The sequence below is a fragment of the Paenibacillus sp. FSL H8-0332 genome (assembly GCF_037963835.1).
Classification (GTDB): Bacteria; Bacillota; Bacilli; order Paenibacillales; family Paenibacillaceae; genus Paenibacillus_AQ; species Paenibacillus_AQ rhizoplanae.
Window position 1 is genome coordinate 5,769,879 of record NZ_CP150145.1, and the last position, 16,676, is coordinate 5,786,554.

Annotated in this window: 16 protein-coding genes; 7 read left to right on the forward strand and 9 right to left on the reverse strand. The window is 56.6% G+C overall.

From position 1 onward, the window contains the following. Positions 1-98: 98 nt before the first annotated feature. The 6 genes from efeO (at position 99) to nagA (ending at position 7,313) form a co-directional block, all read left to right on the forward strand. A complete protein-coding gene (gene efeO / locus NST43_RS24915) occupies positions 99-1,022 on the forward strand; it encodes an iron uptake system protein EfeO (RefSeq protein WP_339219983.1) in 924 nt (307 codons plus the stop codon). Between the two features lie 4 nt (positions 1,023-1,026). Further along, complete coding sequence (efeB, locus tag NST43_RS24920; protein WP_339219985.1) at positions 1,027-2,373, forward strand: iron uptake transporter deferrochelatase/peroxidase subunit; 1,347 nt, start codon at positions 1,027-1,029, stop codon at positions 2,371-2,373. Further along, a complete protein-coding gene (locus tag NST43_RS24925) occupies positions 2,370-4,217 on the forward strand; it encodes an FTR1 family protein (RefSeq protein ID WP_339219987.1) in 1,848 nt (615 codons plus the stop codon). Before efeB ends, NST43_RS24925 begins: the two co-directional genes overlap by 4 nt. Before the next feature lie 308 nt (positions 4,218-4,525). After that, complete coding sequence (locus NST43_RS24930) at positions 4,526-5,404, forward strand: MurR/RpiR family transcriptional regulator (RefSeq protein WP_339219988.1); 879 nt, start codon at positions 4,526-4,528, stop codon at positions 5,402-5,404. Then, positions 5,404-6,132: a glucosamine-6-phosphate deaminase gene (gene nagB / locus NST43_RS24935; RefSeq protein WP_209994738.1), complete on the forward strand. Its 729-nt coding sequence runs from the start codon at positions 5,404-5,406 to the stop codon at positions 6,130-6,132. The genes NST43_RS24930 and nagB overlap by 1 nt, the downstream gene beginning before the upstream one ends. After that, positions 6,120-7,313 (forward strand): N-acetylglucosamine-6-phosphate deacetylase, encoded by a 1,194-nt coding sequence (gene nagA, locus NST43_RS24940; RefSeq protein WP_209994737.1) that lies wholly within the window; start codon positions 6,120-6,122, stop codon positions 7,311-7,313. Before nagB ends, nagA begins: the two co-directional genes overlap by 13 nt. Positions 7,314-7,484: 171 nt before the next feature. On the opposite strand, the gene NST43_RS24945 is transcribed toward nagA, so the two are convergent. Further along, positions 7,485-8,225: a YhcN/YlaJ family sporulation lipoprotein gene (locus tag NST43_RS24945; RefSeq protein WP_339219990.1), complete on the reverse strand. Its 741-nt coding sequence runs from the start codon at positions 8,223-8,225 to the stop codon at positions 7,485-7,487. A gap of 192 nt (positions 8,226-8,417) precedes the next feature. Here NST43_RS24945 and NST43_RS24950 point away from each other — a divergent pair, with 192 nt between their 5' ends. Next, complete coding sequence (locus NST43_RS24950) at positions 8,418-9,488, forward strand: glycosyltransferase family 4 protein (protein WP_209994735.1); 1,071 nt, start codon at positions 8,418-8,420, stop codon at positions 9,486-9,488. 105 nt (positions 9,489-9,593) lie between these two features. Here NST43_RS24950 and NST43_RS24955 read toward each other — a convergent pair whose 3' ends face one another. The 8 genes from NST43_RS24955 to wecB all read right to left on the reverse strand — a co-directional run bounded on the left by NST43_RS24955 (position 9,594) and on the right by wecB (position 16,641). Further along, positions 9,594-10,637, reverse strand: coding sequence for a glycosyltransferase family 4 protein (locus NST43_RS24955; RefSeq protein ID WP_339219992.1), 1,044 nt, complete (start codon positions 10,635-10,637; stop codon positions 9,594-9,596). Further along, complete coding sequence (locus NST43_RS24960) at positions 10,634-11,356, reverse strand: glycosyltransferase family 2 protein (RefSeq protein ID WP_339219993.1); 723 nt, start codon at positions 11,354-11,356, stop codon at positions 10,634-10,636. Before NST43_RS24960 ends, NST43_RS24955 begins: the two co-directional genes overlap by 4 nt. Positions 11,357-11,381: 25 nt before the next feature. Next, positions 11,382-11,957, reverse strand: coding sequence for a class I SAM-dependent methyltransferase (locus NST43_RS24965; protein WP_339219995.1), 576 nt, complete (start codon positions 11,955-11,957; stop codon positions 11,382-11,384). A 69-nt stretch (positions 11,958-12,026) separates the two neighbouring features. Then, complete coding sequence (locus tag NST43_RS24970; protein WP_209994731.1) at positions 12,027-12,743, reverse strand: glycosyltransferase; 717 nt, start codon at positions 12,741-12,743, stop codon at positions 12,027-12,029. Further along, on the reverse strand, positions 12,740-13,738 hold the full coding sequence (locus NST43_RS24975) for an NAD(P)-dependent oxidoreductase (protein WP_209994730.1): 999 nt from the start codon (positions 13,736-13,738) through the stop codon (positions 12,740-12,742). Before NST43_RS24975 ends, NST43_RS24970 begins: the two co-directional genes overlap by 4 nt. Further along, on the reverse strand, positions 13,735-14,574 hold the full coding sequence (locus tag NST43_RS24980; protein ID WP_209994729.1) for an SDR family oxidoreductase: 840 nt from the start codon (positions 14,572-14,574) through the stop codon (positions 13,735-13,737). Before NST43_RS24980 ends, NST43_RS24975 begins: the two co-directional genes overlap by 4 nt. Then, positions 14,571-15,557, reverse strand: coding sequence for a polysaccharide biosynthesis protein (locus NST43_RS24985; RefSeq protein ID WP_036727136.1), 987 nt, complete (start codon positions 15,555-15,557; stop codon positions 14,571-14,573). Before NST43_RS24985 ends, NST43_RS24980 begins: the two co-directional genes overlap by 4 nt. After that, positions 15,547-16,641 (reverse strand): UDP-N-acetylglucosamine 2-epimerase (non-hydrolyzing), encoded by a 1,095-nt coding sequence (wecB, locus tag NST43_RS24990; RefSeq protein ID WP_339219996.1) that lies wholly within the window; start codon positions 16,639-16,641, stop codon positions 15,547-15,549. Before wecB ends, NST43_RS24985 begins: the two co-directional genes overlap by 11 nt. Positions 16,642-16,676 lie beyond the last annotated feature (35 nt).

Below are 16,676 nucleotides of genomic sequence, written 5' to 3' on the forward strand. Positions count from 1 at the left end.
ATAATTATCACATTTTTATTGACAGGCAAGGGTTGGAGAATTATGATAAGTCCATTATTGATAATGATTATCATTCACAAAAGGAGTGTCCACAATCTATGAAGATTAGTCATGCTGTACCTGCGGGTCTGTTAGCAGCTTCCCTCCTGCTTGCCGGATGCGCAAGCAAGGATAACAGTAATAACGATGGCAACAAGGGCAACAGTGGTAACAACTCCGGGAATAATGCCGCAGCCCAGGCAGGTAGCGGGGCCGCCAGCACACCGTCAGCCACTGCTGCCGTAAGCGGAGCCGGGGCGGACTTCACTACTGCCATCGACGAATACCGGAAATACGTCATTGAACAATGCGATGCGTTCGTCAAGCAGACCGAGGGCTTCACGGATGCCGTTAAGGCAGGCAAGCTGGAAGAAGCCAAGGCGCTGTATGCTCCGGCACGCATGTATTATGAGCGGATCGAGCCGATTGCTGAAGCGCTTGGGGATCTGGACCCGAACATTGATGCCCGTGAGAATGATGTAGATGCAGCGGAGTGGCGCGGTTTTCATAAGATTGAACAGGCACTCTGGCAGAATCACACAACGGAGGGCATGACGGATGTCGCGGACCGCCTGCTGAAAGATGCGCAGCTGCTGCGCGCCAAGGTGGAGACGGCGGGAATCGATGCCAATCTGCTCGTTACCGGGGCTGTTGAGCTGCTGAATGAGGTCTCCTCCTCCAAAGTAACGGGGGAAGAGGAGCGTTACTCCCATACGGATTTGTATGATTTTGTGGCGAATGTGGAGGGGGCACAGAAGATCTATGAGCTGCTGAAGCCGGAGCTGGCCAAAAAAGACCCGGCCCTTGAGCAAACCATCGGCGAGCGGTTCACCGCCTTAATGAATGAGCTGGCGCCGTTCAAATCGGGGAAGGGCTACGTCTCTTACGAAATGCTCAAACCGGAGGAGGTCCGCAAGTTAAGCCAGAACCTCGACGCCTTGGCTGAGCCGCTATCCAATATGGGAACGATTCTGGGAGTGTGACGATATGAACAAGAAAGACAAGAATTCCCGGAATAAGGCTGACGCGGATCACGGAATTCCTGCGCCGGAGACCCAGCTGTTCAACACCAAATTCAGCCGCCGCGATATGCTGCGGCTTACCGGTGCCTCGGGTCTCGGGCTGCTGCTGGGCGGAGGCGGTGTGGGCGGCATTATGGCGGCACGCCAGGCAGCGGAACGGGCGGTCCCGGCCGCTGCAGCCTTAGGGCAGAATGAAGAACAGGCGGAGACGATCCCCTTCTACGCCAAGCACCAGGCGGGCATTCTTACTCCTGCACAGAATTTCCTGTGCTTCGCTTCCTTTGATCTGACGACTACCAGCATCAGTGATGTACAGAAGCTTATGCAAGCCTGGACTACTGCCGCTGCCGCGCTTACTTCCGGCACAATGATCGGAACTGCGAACGACAAGCCCAATCTTCCGCCTACTGACACCGGCGAGGCGGATGGGCTCACCCCTTCCAAGTGTACGCTTACCTTCGGGGCAGGTCCGGCCCTGTTCGACAGCCGCTTCGGCCTCTCCGGCAAACGGCCCGCCTCCTTCACCGACCTTCCGGCATTCACAGGTGACAGTCTGGAGCCGCAGTGGTGCGGCGGCGATCTCTGTGTGCAGGCCTGCGCGGATGATATGCAGGTGGCGTTCCATGCCATCCGCAATCTGGCCCGCATCGCCCGGGGTACGGCGGTGCTGCGCTGGACCCAGGAAGGCTTCCAGCGCAGCAGCAGCGCCGATCCGTCAGGCGGCACCCCGCGTAATCTGCTCGGCTTCAAGGACGGCACGGGGAATCCGGACGTCACCGATGAGACGCAGATGCGAAATATCGTCTGGAACGGCAGTGCCGATGGCCCGGCCTGGATGAACGGGGGCACGTATCTTGCGCTGCGCCGCGTACGATTCCGTATTGAGGTCTGGGACCGCTCCTCGCTGAGCGATCAGGAGGCCACCTTCGGACGGCACCGGCAGAGCGGCGCACCGATTGGAGCCGGGGATGAATTCGCCGAGCTGAATCTGGAAGCGGCGGATGCTACCGGCAAGCCGCTCATCCCGCCGGACTCCCATTCCGCTCTCGCCCATGGAGATGGCTTGGTCCAAATGCTGCGCCGCTCCTACTCCTATTCCAGCGGCATAGATCTCAAGACGGGACAGCTTGATGCCGGTCTGGTGTTCATCAGCTTCCAAAAGGATTTAGTGAAGCAGTTCGTCAGCATCCAGCAGCGCCTCTCCAAAAATGACCGGCTGAATGAATATATGGTTCACACCGGCAGCGCCGTTTTCGCCTGCTTCCCGGGTGTACGCGAAGGCGGCTATATCGGGGAGCTGCTGCTGGGATGACTGAATGCCTGAGAGGAATGATCCCGATGAAGATCACGGTTACACAGAGTCCATGGCGGCAGTTCAGGGCAGCGCTGCTGCTCCTCTGCCTGCTTGTGCTGCTGCCCGGCGCGCCGGCTTCTGCGTCAGGCGCGCCGCTGGATGAGCTGCTGCCGCCTGTAGGCAGCGCGCTGGTCGAGGCCGGCCAGAGCCGCTGGGAGGCGGCGGCGGCCGATGTAGAATCGTTCGCGGCGCTGTGGCGCAGCGCGAACGAGGGCACGCCGGACCCGGCACTCGCCGGTCCGGCTGCGGAGGTGGACGCCGCGCTGGCAGCCGCGGCAGAAGCCCTGGCGGACGGCGGCGGCGCACCCGCCAAGTCCGCACTGTCCACGCTCGCCCGCAGCGTGGACGCGTTCGTCACCGCCGCCGCAGGCGAAGGCGGCGGTGACACGGGCGCCGCCGGACGCGCAGCGGCGGCGAAGCTGCTGCCCGCGGCGGAGCGCACGCGGGATGCGGCACGCAGCGCCGACTGGGCCGCGGCGGCGGAAGCCTACCGCGCCGTGGTCAACGGCTGGACGCCGGCGGAACGCGGCATCCGGGCGGACAATCCCGCCGTCTACGGCTTGCTGGAGACGAAGATGAGCCTGCTGCGCATTGCGCTGCAGGCAGAGCCGGTCCGCGGGGAGGCCGCGCAGGCCGAAGCGGAAGCGCTGGTAACGCTGCTGTCCGGCTACAGTGAAGGCAAGGCCGTCGATACCGGAGGCGCGCCAGCGGAGCCGGCTTCCATTGAAGGGCTGATCAGCTATCTGAAGCAAGCTTCCGCCGCCGCCCAGGCCGGTGACAGCGCTGCCGCCGCTGATATCATGGAGCAGTTCATCGCTGCCTGGCCTTCGGCTGAAGGCCAGGTCCAGCTGGCCTCGCCCAAGGTCTATGCCAGCATTGAGAATGAGAGCACCGCCGTTACCGGCTATTTGCTCTCCAGTCCTCCGAAACTGAGCCAAGCGCTGACACTCCTGGACACGATGCTCTCGGAGCTGACACCGCTGGCCGGGGAACAGACTTATACCGCATGGGATGCGGCACTCATTCTGCTGCGCGAGGGGCTGGAGGCGATTCTTGTACTCGCCGCCTTGCTTGCCTATCTGCGCCGGGAAGCAGTACCGGCGGCCCGCCGCTGGGTCTGGTCTGGCGCGGCGGCAGGGTTGGCTGCAAGCATCGGCCTCGCCGTATTGCTGACCTACTCCCTCTCCCAAGCCGCCTCCGGTGGCGCACGCGAGCTGATCGAAGGCATCACCGGCCTCGCCGCCGTGGTCATGATGCTCACTGTCGGCCGCTGGCTGCACGGCAAATCCAGCACGGCGGCCTGGAATAAATATGTGGACCGCCAGATGCAGGGCGCCCTGGCCAAAGGCAATCTGTGGTACCTGTTCTTCATCGCTGCGCTGGCCATTTTGCGCGAAGGGGCCGAGACTACGATTTTCTACGCAGGGATGGCACCGGCCATCGATACCTCTCAGCTGCTGCTCGGGATTGGCAGCGCCCTAGTGGTTCTGATTATCCTCGGCTATGCCATAATTGCACTGAGTGCCAGATTGCCGGTTGCCGCCTTCTTCCGTGCTGCTACTGTGCTGATCTACTATCTGGTATTCCGCTTCCTCGGTGAGAGCCTCCACGCCTTGCAGATCGCAGGCAAGCTGCCTGCCCATAACGGGCACAGTCTGCCTTCCATCGGCTGGCTTGGCATGTATCCGACCTGGGAGACCACCATCCCGCAGCTGCTCATTCTCGTCTTCATCCTTTGGGAGCTGCTGCGCGGCAGACGTACTGCCAACAGGACGAAGGCCGCAAAAGGGATCACTAAGTAAACATACTAATTATGTATAAGCTGCAATCTGTGTTTGCCTTTAAACACGCAGATTGCAGCTTTTTGTATCTACCACAAATACACCACCTCAGTCCCCTTAATTCAGCCCCAGCCCAACCCCAAACCAAACTGCCTATTGCAACCTTCCGCGATTTGTTTTATTCTGATTATGAAAATAATTTTCTTATTAAACTCTGTTATTATGTAAATTAATTTCAGAATCAGTTTAAAATCAGTTCTTCAGGCAAAAACTAAACATGTCCATTTCTGCATGTCCATTTCTGAATCTATAGAAAAGAAGGTGAGTGCTTGTCTCCCATTCTGCATGCTCTGGAGCATGACAAGTCCAAGCTGTCGCAAATGGAACGCAAGCTGGCTGAGCGCATTTTGGCCTCGCCCGGGGAAATTGTCCATATGGGCATCACGGAGCTGGCGGAGGAATGCGGCATCAGCACGGCGACGATCACGCGGTTCTGCAAAGCGCTGCACTTCAAGGGTTATCCCGATTTCAAGCTCAAGCTGGCGGCTGAGCTGGCGCATAGCGACGGCTCGCCGGAGACCGGCAGCTCCTCTTATCAGGACATCGTGGCCGGCAATCCGCTGCAATTCATTGTAGAGGCCATGCAGGCCAATCATCTGGCCTCAATCCGGGACACTACCTCGCTGCTGGATCTGGGCCGTCTGCAGCAGGTCATTGATCTGCTGTGCCGGGCGCGGCGGGTCGATCTGTACGGGATGGCAACCTCATCCATCGTAGCCCAGGATTTCTATCAGAAGCTGATCCGCATCGGCGTGAACTGCACCGCTTTTGCCGATTCCCATATGCAGATTACTTCCGCTTCCTCCCTCTTTTCCGGCGATGTAGCCTTCGCAGTCTCTTATTCGGGGGAGACCCCGGAGACGGTAGATGCCTTAACCTGTGCGGCCGCAAGCGGTGCAGCTACGGTGTCGTTAACCTCATACGGAAGCAGCACACTCGCTACGCTGGCTGATATTCCGCTGTTCTCCTCGTCTCTTGAGCAGGGCATGCGGCGCGGCGATATGGCGTCGCGGATCGCACAGTTGCATATCATCGATATTCTGTTCACCGGCATGGTAAGTACCCGGTTCGGGGATTTCATCCCAAGGCTTGAGCAATCTTATCGGAACGTCCAACATTACCGTCATAAACGGGGAGGTCAAATCTAATGAATATTTTAAAATTTCAGCATGAAGAAGATTTCGCAGCCACAGGAGCCAACCTGATCGCCAGCCTGCTGCAAAGCAATCCCAGAGCCGTTCTGGGGCTGGCTACCGGAAGCTCCCCTGTCGGGGTATACGAGAAGTTGGTGGAGATGCACCGCAAGGGCAACGTCAGCTTCGCCAAGGCCTCATCGTACAACCTGGACGAATATGTCGGACTGCCTGTGGATCACCCGCAGAGCTACCGGAGCTTCATGAATGAGCATCTGTTCAATCACATCGATATCGACCCGGCCCGCACCCATGTGCCGAACGGAAATGCTCCGGACCTTGCGGCTGAATGCCTTGCGTATGACAAGCTGCTGGAAGATAATGGTCCTGTAGATCTGCAGATCCTTGGCATCGGCAGCAACGGTCATATCGGCTTCAACGAGCCGGATGCCAGCCTGAGCAGCGGAACGCATGTGGTCGATCTGCTGGAAGAGACCCTGGAAGCCAATGCCCGCTTCTTCGAGCGTGTGGAGGATGTGCCGCGCCAGGCGGTAACGATGGGCATCGGCGGAATTCTTAAGGCGAAGCAGATTGTACTGCTTGTCCGCGGGGAAGAGAAGGCGGAAGCGGTTAAGAATGCGCTCGAGGGTCCAATCACGACCCAGTGCCCCGCCTCGCTGCTGCAGAGCCATCCAAATGTAGTGGTCCTGCTAGATGAAGGAGCGGCAAAATGGCTGAAATAAACCACACTGCCGGGGAACTGTTCTACGGCAAAGTGCTTACTCCTGCCGGAGTGATTGAGAAGGGCGTACTTGCCGTATCGGAAGGCTTGATCCAATACGCCGGGGAAGCGGCTTGGCTGCCCATAGCTTATGCCGGCTGGCGGACGGCCACCCAGGAGCCGGAAGGTCTGCTGATTCCCGGATTCGTTGATGTGCACGTACATGGCGGGGCCGGCCACGACTTCATGTACAGTGATGAAGCCGCTCTTGATACGATCACACGGTTCCATGCCTCACACGGGACGACCTCTATGCTGGCTACAACCATGACGGCTGCCAAGGCAGACATCGATCAGGTGTTAGCTGAGGTGGATGCTTATCGTTCCCGTGAAGGCGGCATGCCTTATGCAAGGCTGGCAGGTGTACATCTGGAGGGACCGTTCATCAGCGTAAGATGGCCTGGCGCGCAGAATCCCGAGCATATCGTTCCGGCTAATATAGAATGGCTGGAGGAATGGGAGGAAAAGTATCCGGGAATGATCCGTCAGGTCACCCTGGCTCCGGAGCGTGAAGCTGCCCTGGAAGCTATCCAGTGGCTGCGCAAGCATGGCATTACCGCCGCGCTCGGCCACACAGATGCTACATTCGAGCAGGTGATTACTGCTGCCGATGCCGGACTGAACCAGGCGGTGCACATGTTCAATGCCATGACGCCGCTGCATCACCGCAAGCCGGGAACGGCCGGTGCTGTCCTGTTCGATCCCCGGATCAGAGCCGAGGTCATTGCCGATGGCATCCATGTTCATCCGGCAGCCATCAATATTATCACCCGGCTCAAGAACAACAACAATCTGCTGCTGATCACAGATGCCATGTCAGCGACTGGTCTTCGTGACGGAGAATATGCCATCGGTGATCTGCCTGTCATTGTCAAGGACGGCATAGCTACGCTGAAGGAGCATCCCGAAGCACTGGCCGGCAGTACACTGACGATGATAAGGGGCTTCCGCTACCTGGTTCAGGAGGTTGGTCTCAGCCTGCTGGAAGCTTCACAGGCTGCCAGCCTTAATCCGGCGCTATCGCTCGGCATGCAGCGGTCTATCGGAACGCTTGAGGCAGGGAAACGTGGCGATATTCTGCAGCTGGATCAAGACCTGAACCTGCGCGGCGTATGGATCGGCGGACGCAAGCTGGAGGCCTAATTCGGGGAAGACATAGCTTCGTATCCGCATAAATACAACAATGCAGCCCTCTCACCCGGCTTTCCGGGTGCGGTGGCTGCATTGTTTGTGTCTGTGCCCTTCCTCTGAATAAGCCTCATATCCCTCTGGAATACTATCTTCATTCAAGGCACTGTGCAGTAGCGGCGCCGCTTACTGTCCGCTGCGCGCAGGGAAAATCCGTTCCGCCATGATGCGGAATTCATTCGCGAAGCCTTTGAGCGGATGTCCGGCACGGAATTCCCGGGCATAATAATCGGCCCGTTCCACGAAATCCGGGTTCGCCGAGACATACACATTGCTGACGTATGTGTTGCCTTTTTTAATCTCTGCGGCGATTTTATGCTTGATCTCCCCGGGAAGCGTGTCTTTATCATCCCCCATACTGCTTCTGGACATAATCCCGTTATTGCCGTTTCCCGGATAATCTTCGGGAGCCGCCATGCCTGTACCGCCAACGGTTCCGGTACCAGTCATACTTCCCGGTATGCCGGCCATGGAGCCGCCTGTCCCCGTCATTCCGGGAACACCCGCAGCAGTCCCTCTTCCGGTAGCCTCCCTGCGGGTGATATTCCGGGTGTGAACACCGCCCGAAGTATTCTCCAGCATTACAGCGACATAAGCACTTCGGCCGACCATAATAACGTTAGCCGAACGGACTTCCGGCATGGCCGCTACACGGTCAGCCAATTCCTTGCTTACCTCCATGCTGCCGAAGTCATCGTCACGCATTCCGTCCCGTGCGGAGTTTACGTGGATTCGCCCGTCTGTCCCGCGTACACTTTTCGTCTGCATATTGCCGTTATCTGCCGAATGGCCGGCACTGCAGCCGGTCATACTTATGGCGCCGAGCAGCAAGGCTGCAGACACGGACAAGCCGAATTTCGTTTGCAATATTCCTTCATCCCCCATCACAGAATAATGTAGTGCAGCGTTACAAGCCTTAGCATGGCTCCTCTGCTGCCGGGCTATCCAGAAAGGATTTGGCAATGCCGTCCCCACAGTCACATGTAAGAGAAATCCGGCGTATCTTATATAACAGCAGACTGTGTTTCTCCGCGAGAGTCCAGATCAGGAGGGGTAAGCTTGAAAATTCTATTTACATTTTATGTACCGAGCGGCGGGGTGGAGACCCTGAACAGACTGCGGTGTGAGAGCCTTCAAAAGAACGGCATCGAATGCCATGTGCTCTATCTCATGCCGGGGTCCGGCAGCCACAATAGTGTAAGCTTCCCGGTATTTATCACTTCGCAGGATGAAGATATCCGGGCTATACTGAATGCCAATCATTATGACGCCATCATCGTAACCTCCGATTACCTGCTGCTGGAACGGCTGCGCAGGCTAGGGTATGGCGGCATCCTGATCTACGAGTCCCAGGGTCTGGGAACACGAAGCGAAGCCCGAAATATAATTATTGAATCCGTGCCTTATCTGCAAGCCTTCTGCAATGCTGTGCTGATTCCCCCCACCGATCATTTACTGGAGCTGTTTATCGAGATCTGCCCCTGGCTCCAGCGTTATGTTATTCCGAACCTTGTGGATGTACAAGGATTCCGCTATATCCCCGCCGAGGCGCCCGTTGATCCTGTCATCGCCTGGGTAGGCCGGCTGGAACCCAACAAGAATTGGAGCGAATACCTGAAGATTGCCCATCATGTCCGTAAAGCGAAACCTAACCTGCATCTCTGGATGTTCCATGATCCGGGCTTGGCCTCCGATGACCAGAAGGCGGCATTCAATGAAGAGCTGCATGCTCTTGGCCTGAATGACCGGCTGATTGTGTTCACGAATATGCCTAACCAGATGATGCCTGTCTATTATTCATCGATTGCCGCTTCGGGGGGCTTCCTGCTGTCCAGCTCTGTCACAGAAGGCTTCGGATATGCCGTAGCTGAGGCTGTCTGCTGCTCCTGTCCTGTACTCAGTACGGATTCTGACGGGGTCCGGTCTTTCATCACTCATAATATTACGGGCAAATTCTATCCGCTTGGCAATGTGGAGGCTGCCGTGAACGAAGGACTCGAACTCATGGATAACATTCCACTGCGTGAAGCCATCTGCTATCAGGGCCGTCAGCATATGGTTACGCATTTCGGTTTCGATCAGTACGCACACTCCTTCCGCGAGATGATGAACTCCTTCTCCATCTTCTAGTGATTGCAAGCTCCATATCTCCCTATCTTCTCGCAAAAAAACCTTCAACCCCAGCGCCAGCCAGGGTTGAAGGTTTCTCTGTGTTCGGCGTTCTGCCCAAAGGCTTCACGTGCCCTGTCTGGACACCATTTCAAATAGCTCAGCCTGGAAAACCTGCACGCTTCTCTCCCAGGTGAACCGCTGGGAATCCTGCTCTCCCCTCGCGGCCAGACGCCGGCGAAGCTCCCGGTCGTCAATGAGCGTCAATATATCCGCAGCAAGACGGTTCTCATGACGGTAGGACATCAGGCAGTTCTGCCCGTGTGCGCAGTATTCGAGGTTCCCTCCTGAATATACGGTGACCAGCGCCGCACCGCAGCGCATCGCTTCCAGCCCCGGCAACGAACCGGCGTCATTGGTACTTGCGCTGACAAAAATATCTGTCTCATTATAATGATAAGCCAGCTCATTGTCATTGCCGGGTGTCCTAAGCTGATAGCGGCCGGTGTTGAGCAAGGCCTGCAGACTCAACGAGGCTGCAAATTCAGCAGGAGGGGTCATAATATAGATCTCCACCTCAGGATGAAGCCGCTTGACCATATCAAGCTGCTGAATCAGATATTCCTGCTCCCGGTGGCCGGAGAATCCGCCTTCTGGGCGCCGCATAATGGCTGAGACGATCAGCGGCCGGTCCGGAGTGTCGCGAAAATGCATATTATGGAAATTCGAATCAACACCGACCGGGACAATTCTGCCCTTAATGCCATGATTGATCCGTATGACCTCCTGCTGCCAGCGCGACAGTACAAGCAGGTTGCGGGTAATGCCGTAGGAAGCAAACGACTGATTATTATCCGGCAGGAAATTCGGCTCATAGCATAAAGCCAACCGGATATGCAGCCCCTTACCCTGCTGGCTGGCCCGCTCGGCAACCGGAACGGTTGTATAATAATTGGAGACAATGACATCCCCATAAGGAAAATCATCTTCCGTAAGTACCGTAGCGGGTGCAGTAATAATCGGACATTTCATCTCATATTCAACAAAGCCATGGCTGGGCAAAAGAACAACGACCTCATGGCCAATTTCAGCCAGACGGTTAGCCAGCTCGGTGATCATCCGCTGCGCGCCGCCTCTGGATAAGGTCAGAACCGGAAAGGTCAGTCTCAATTCCTTCTCTCCTTTCTCAGCAGCTCCGTCAAATTACCCCTGTGCATGAACTGCACCTTGGCAATTTCCCGGTTCTGCGCTTCGCTGTGCAGGACCGAGCCCATCTCATTATGAACGCGGTAATCCAGCAGCGGCTCTTCTATATAAGACCATTCATAATGCGGCAGAATCCGCAGCCACATATCGTAATCCTGTGTATACAGGAGGCTCTCATTAAACCTGCCGACCCTGGAGAGGATCTCCATATCAAACAGCACCGTGCTGCCGTTCACCGGACAGCCGGACATCATGGTCTGTATGAGGGCCGGCCTGCTCCAGGCCGGCATTCGGACTATATCGGAGAACCGCTGCCCGTACTCATTAATATAGTAGTAAGCCGTATGATTGAAGGAGGTTCCCGAGCTGCGGATGGCTTCTATCTGCCGTCTGATTTTATCGGGATGGAACAGATCGTCCGCGCTCAGCCAGGCAAAGTAAGCTCCGTTTGCCACCTCGATTCCCCTATTGAGCGCCGAGCCGGTTCCGCCGTTGGTTTTGCGGACATACACGATTCGGCTCTTATAGGGTTCAAGCTTCTCCGTATAGAGCGTTGAACCGTCATCCACGACGATCAGCTCGATATCCATGTAGCTCTGGGCCAGCACGCTTTCGACCGCCAGATGCACGTAGGGACAATTATAGAATGGAATTACCACCGAGACCTTGGTCTTCTGATACATGCCCCGGCCTCCTCCCTGAGTTCATTTATACTGTCTTGCAGGCGAGCAGGGCGTCCAGCGGCGCATGATTCTCACCGAAGGCTTCCCGGAATGATGGATTCTCCGCATGGTGAAAACCCTTCAGTACGGTTACAGCGTAGCCCAGCTTCAGAAAGTCCTCAGGCTCCCAGCCGCTCCAGTGTTTCTGGTAATACTCCCCATGCAGATTGAAATGGTCCTTCCCCTCCTGCGGGAAGAAACCCCGGGGTGTAAATACGATGACACGGTTCGCAGCGATAAGCTCCGCCTTGCGCAGCAGCTCCATGCCTTCACTCATCGAGAAATGCTCCAGAGAATCGATCAGAGTGACCGCAGAGAAGGTGCCCGGCAGGAACAGCTTATCGATATGGCTGGCATCGGCATGAACCGGAATGATATGAGGGGCCTTGTATTTGCGGTGCAGCAGATAAGGCCTGTGGATATCCAGCCCCAGCACCACACCGGCTTCATACCGCTCCAGCAGCGTACCCGTACCGCTGCCGATATCCAGAATACTCTCGGAGAATTTCAGCTGCTCCAGCAAGACCGGCAGGAAGTCTTTCACTTCGATTTCCCGGTACATATGCTCTCCCTCCTAAGCGTTAGTTGCTTGGTCTTGGGTATGCTGCTATGCCGGCTTCCGCTCCGGCAGCTAGCCGCCCATAGATGCGATCAGGGCGCTTAACGGAGCATGATAGCGGGCACTGGTTGCTGCGGCTTCGGCCATGATGACATCGTAGTGTCTGAGCGTGCCCATTCCCTCATGCCGGCGATAGGCCGTCAAGGACTGGTTCAGCATCACCGGTGCATAACCGTTCAGAATGGCCCGGTACCATAGATCATAATCGTGGGTATACGGCAGTGCTTCATCAAACATCCCGATGGCTCCGAAGATCTCCCGCTTGAACATCACCGTACAGCCGTTGATGGGATTGCCGTACAGGAAGCAGCGCAGATATTCAAGCTGGTTCGGGAATACGGCCGCAGCATTCAGCTCCGTAGCCTGCGAGTTTCCGTTAATGTAGTTGAAGTTGGTATACGAGATCAGCAAATGGTTCTGTTCCATGAACAGAACCTGATTATTGATCTTGTCACGATAGAACATATCATCCGAGCTAAGCCAGACTACATAATCTCCCGTGGCATGGGCAATGCCGTGGTTAAGAGCCGAAGCGGTGCCTCCGTTGGCCTTCCCCAGATAGTGAATGTAGGGCAGATAGGGGGTAATCCGTTCTGCATGCATAGTTGAACCGTCATCCACTACGATAATCTCATAAGGCTGCCAGGATTGACTCATAGCGCTGTGCAGCGCCTGCTCAATATAAGGACAATTGTAAAAAGGAATCACTATGGATACTCTGGGCTTCATAACAACCTTCCTTCCTTACCGGCCCTTGTATAGCCGATAATATCCGCCAGTGAACGGTCCAGCGCAATCTCCGGCTTCCAGCCGGAAATAACAGCATAGTCCCCGGATTCTTCAGGCGGTACCTTAGTATCAGCAGATTCAAATGGAGGCTTCGCCGGAACGGCAGATGACGGGGAAGGATTGCCCTGGCTGTGCTCCTCCTGCGGGCCCCAGTCCATCGCAACCGGAGCTGCGGCATGAGCCAGCAGCCTCCTGGCAACCTCTCCCAGTTCCCGCTCTGTCCCGGAATCAATGCGGTAGATCCTTCCTGTCTCGCCCGAGTCCAGAATGAAGCCATAGGCCCTGACCGCATCACGCACATCCAGAAAGTCACGCAGCGCATAGCGCGAGGAGAGCCGGAAAGCAGCAGGTGCAGCCGATCCGGTTACAGCGGTTGCTTCACTGTGCACAATATGCTGTGCCAGCAGGGAACAGAAGCCGGTGGATGGCCCCGGACCAATCAGGTTCGAGGGCTCCGCCATCAGCACCGGCTGTGCAAACAGCGTTCCCCAGGCCAGCGATACCAGCTCCTCCAGCGTCTTGCTGAGACTGTAGGGGTGGGGAGGATCTGCCGCACCCGGTCTATACTTAAGCCGGGAGCCGGCCACCAGAATACGGCTGGCCGGCTGGACACGCAGCGCCTCAAGCAAATATAGAGTAGCCATTACATTGGTTTCCATGTAGAGCAGCGGGTCCCGCCAGGACTCAGGGACCGAATTCTTGCCTGCCAGGTGCAACACCTGGTCCGGCTTCACTGCTCCAATCATTGCCGTCACAGCCCTGCGGTCCCCCAGGTCACAGACATACTGCTGAACGCCGTCCGGGAACAACTCCGCTTCTGGCTTGCGGCGGACTACAGCAGTCACCTCCGCCCCTCCGGCGGCAAAATAGGCTACGGCATGCCTGCCGGTAAAACCGGAAGCTCCGGTAATCAGGAGACGCCGCCGCCCGCTCATGTCGGCAGCTCTGAGCTGCGCATAAAGTCGGCAAGCTCGCTAAGCATCCGGGGATAGGAAGGCAGCTCAATCGTGACATCGCTTCTCGTGCTGATCAGCGTCCGGTCCTGAACGGGCGTCTGCTGCGGGATGATCTCAACATCCTCTTTATGAAATGCCTTCTGCATCATCTGCAGCAGCTGATATTTACTTACGGGCTGCGGGTGGGCCAGATGAATCAGCCCCGAGAGATCCGAGTCCAGCAGGGAATCGATGGCTTTGGCCAGTTCCAGGGTGGTGACTCCATTCCACATCACGCATTCATATCCGGTTACCCGGCCCTTCTGGGCCAGGAACCATTCCATGAGACCGATTCCGCCGGAGCGGATCTCGGGCCCGATAATGGAGGTGCGGATCGTCAGATGTCCGGGATCGCGCACTTCTCCAAGACTCTTGGTGAGGGCGTAGACCGAGGTTCCATCCGCGGCATCCTCCTCCGTATATCCGCCGCGTGTTCCTTCGAACACGCAGTCGGAGCTGATATGGATGAGCCGGGCATGGATCTGGTCCGCTGCCCGCCGCAGGCGGTGAGGCAGGAATCCGTTGACATGATACGCGCCGATCCGGTCCCGTTCGGCAAATTGATTGAGTACCCCCATCGCATTAATAATGCAATGGGGGGAGACGATTTCAACCAGCTTCTCTACACCGGCGATATCGTCGGCGTCTACATACAACCCTCCAAGATCCTTCTTATCCCGGGTTGTATGGAAGATGTGGTGCTTGCCCTGGCGGCGAAAATACTCCGCCAGCATATGACCTGCCATACCATTTCCGCCGAGAATCAGGAGCTTCACTGGAGGAACCCTCCCCGGATCAGGATATCCTTGATTTCAGCCTGCTCCATCAGATGATTCTCCGAGCTGAAGCTGCTGAAGGACACATGAGGGAAATGACGGTAATGCTCCTTCAGCTCCGGCATATCGAGCGTAGGCAGAATAACCAGGTACTGCTCATCGTAGACCACCGTAGTCAGACTCTCGAAATCGCTCATCAGGATCTCATGGATTTTCTCTCCCGGGCGGATACCGGTCTCGATCATACTGACATCCGTCCGGCCGGAAGCTTCGATCAGTACATCGGCCAAATCCACGATCCGGCAGGTCGGCATAGTCATGACGAAGATCTCGCCGCCGATACTGACATCGGAAGCCTTGAACAGCAGGGTAATGGCATCGCGCAGGGTGAAAAAGAACCGGGTCATGTTCATATCCGTAATCTTTACCTGTCCCTTGTCCTTGATCTGCTTCATGAACAGATGGACCACGCTGCCGTTTGTACCCAGTACATTGCCTCCGCGCACGGTAACAAACTTGGTGCCTGAGCCGATCAGATTAGCATATACGAACAGCTTCTCGCCGATGGCCTTGGTCATGCCGTAGAAGTTCGACGGATTGGCAGCTTTATCGGTGGAGATATAGATCGCTTTTTCCACATTGTTGGCAATTGCCGCTTCAATGACATTCTGCGTGCCGACTACATTGGTCTTCAGCGCCTCATACGGCTGGTCTTCGCAGACTGGCACATGCTTGAGCGCTGCCAGATGGAACACATAATCCACACCGCGGCAGGCTGCTACCAGGGCGTCCTTGTCACGGATATCACCGATGATGAAGCTGAGATGCTTATCTTCAAATTCACGGCTCATGGCTACCTGTGCAGACTCACTGCGGGAGAATACGATGATTTCTTTGGGATGCTGCGGCAGCAATTGCCGGATCAGCTCATGCCCCCAGGAACCGGTACCGCCTGTAACCAGAATCCGTTTATTATTGAACATGCAGGTTCCCTCCAAGCAGAAATTTAACTACCTTGACCGAGACACCTTGGGCAAGATACCCTTCCGGCGCCTCCCAATCGGGCTTAAGCGACGTCATCAGCACGGTGCAGCGCAGAATGCTGTTCTGTTCAACCCCGGACACTACATTACTTCCGCAATCGACGGTCTCCGGGCGTTCTGTGGTCCGGCGGATCGTTACCGTAGGCACACCCATCAGGCAGCATTCCTCCTGCACGGTGCCGCTGTCGGTAATGGCGCACTGGGCATAACGTTCCAGATGAACAAAGTCAAAAAATCCAAAGGGTTCATGAAACTCCACCAGCGGGTTCATAGTTAGCGGGAACTGGTCCGTAAGCTTGGAGCGTGTACGGGGGTGGATGCTGCAGATTAGGCGGAGCCCCAAATGCTCAGCCACCAGGTTCAGCCCGGACATAATCTGGAACAGCGACTCCGGATCATCGACATTCTCGGCCCGGTGGGCTGTCACCAGCAGATACCTGCCCGCTTCCAGCTTCAGCCGGGACAGGATGTCACTGGCCGCGATCTGCTCTTCGTAATGCGTAATCACCTCATGGATGGGGTTGCCGGTTAACACGATACGCTGACTGGGGAACCCTTCGCTGAGCAGATGTCTTTTACTCTGCTGGGTATACGGCATATTTATGGTGGAGACGGCATCTATGACACGGCGGTTTTTCTCCTCCGGCACTTTCAGATCGTAACAGCGGTTGCCTGCTTCCATATGCACCACAGGAATGCCCATCCGCTCGGCCAGAATGGCACACAGCGCACTATTCGTGTCGCCCAGCAGCAGTACGCGGTCGGGCTTCTCCTGAAGCAGAATGCTCTCCAGACTGCCGAACATGGCGGCCAGCTGGCCCCCGAGCCCGGCCTGCTTATCCTGCAGCACGTAGTCCGGTGAGCGGAGTCCCAGCTCAGCGAAGAATACCCCGCTGAGGCTGGCCGTGAAATTCTGTCCCGTATGCACCAGCACATGCCGCTCCGCATGCCGGTCCAGCAGCGGAATGATGACGCTTAGGCGGATGATCTCGGGCCGTGTGCCCAAAATCGTCATGATCTTCATGGGTTCACTCCCCTTTGATTATGGCCTGCCCTTAG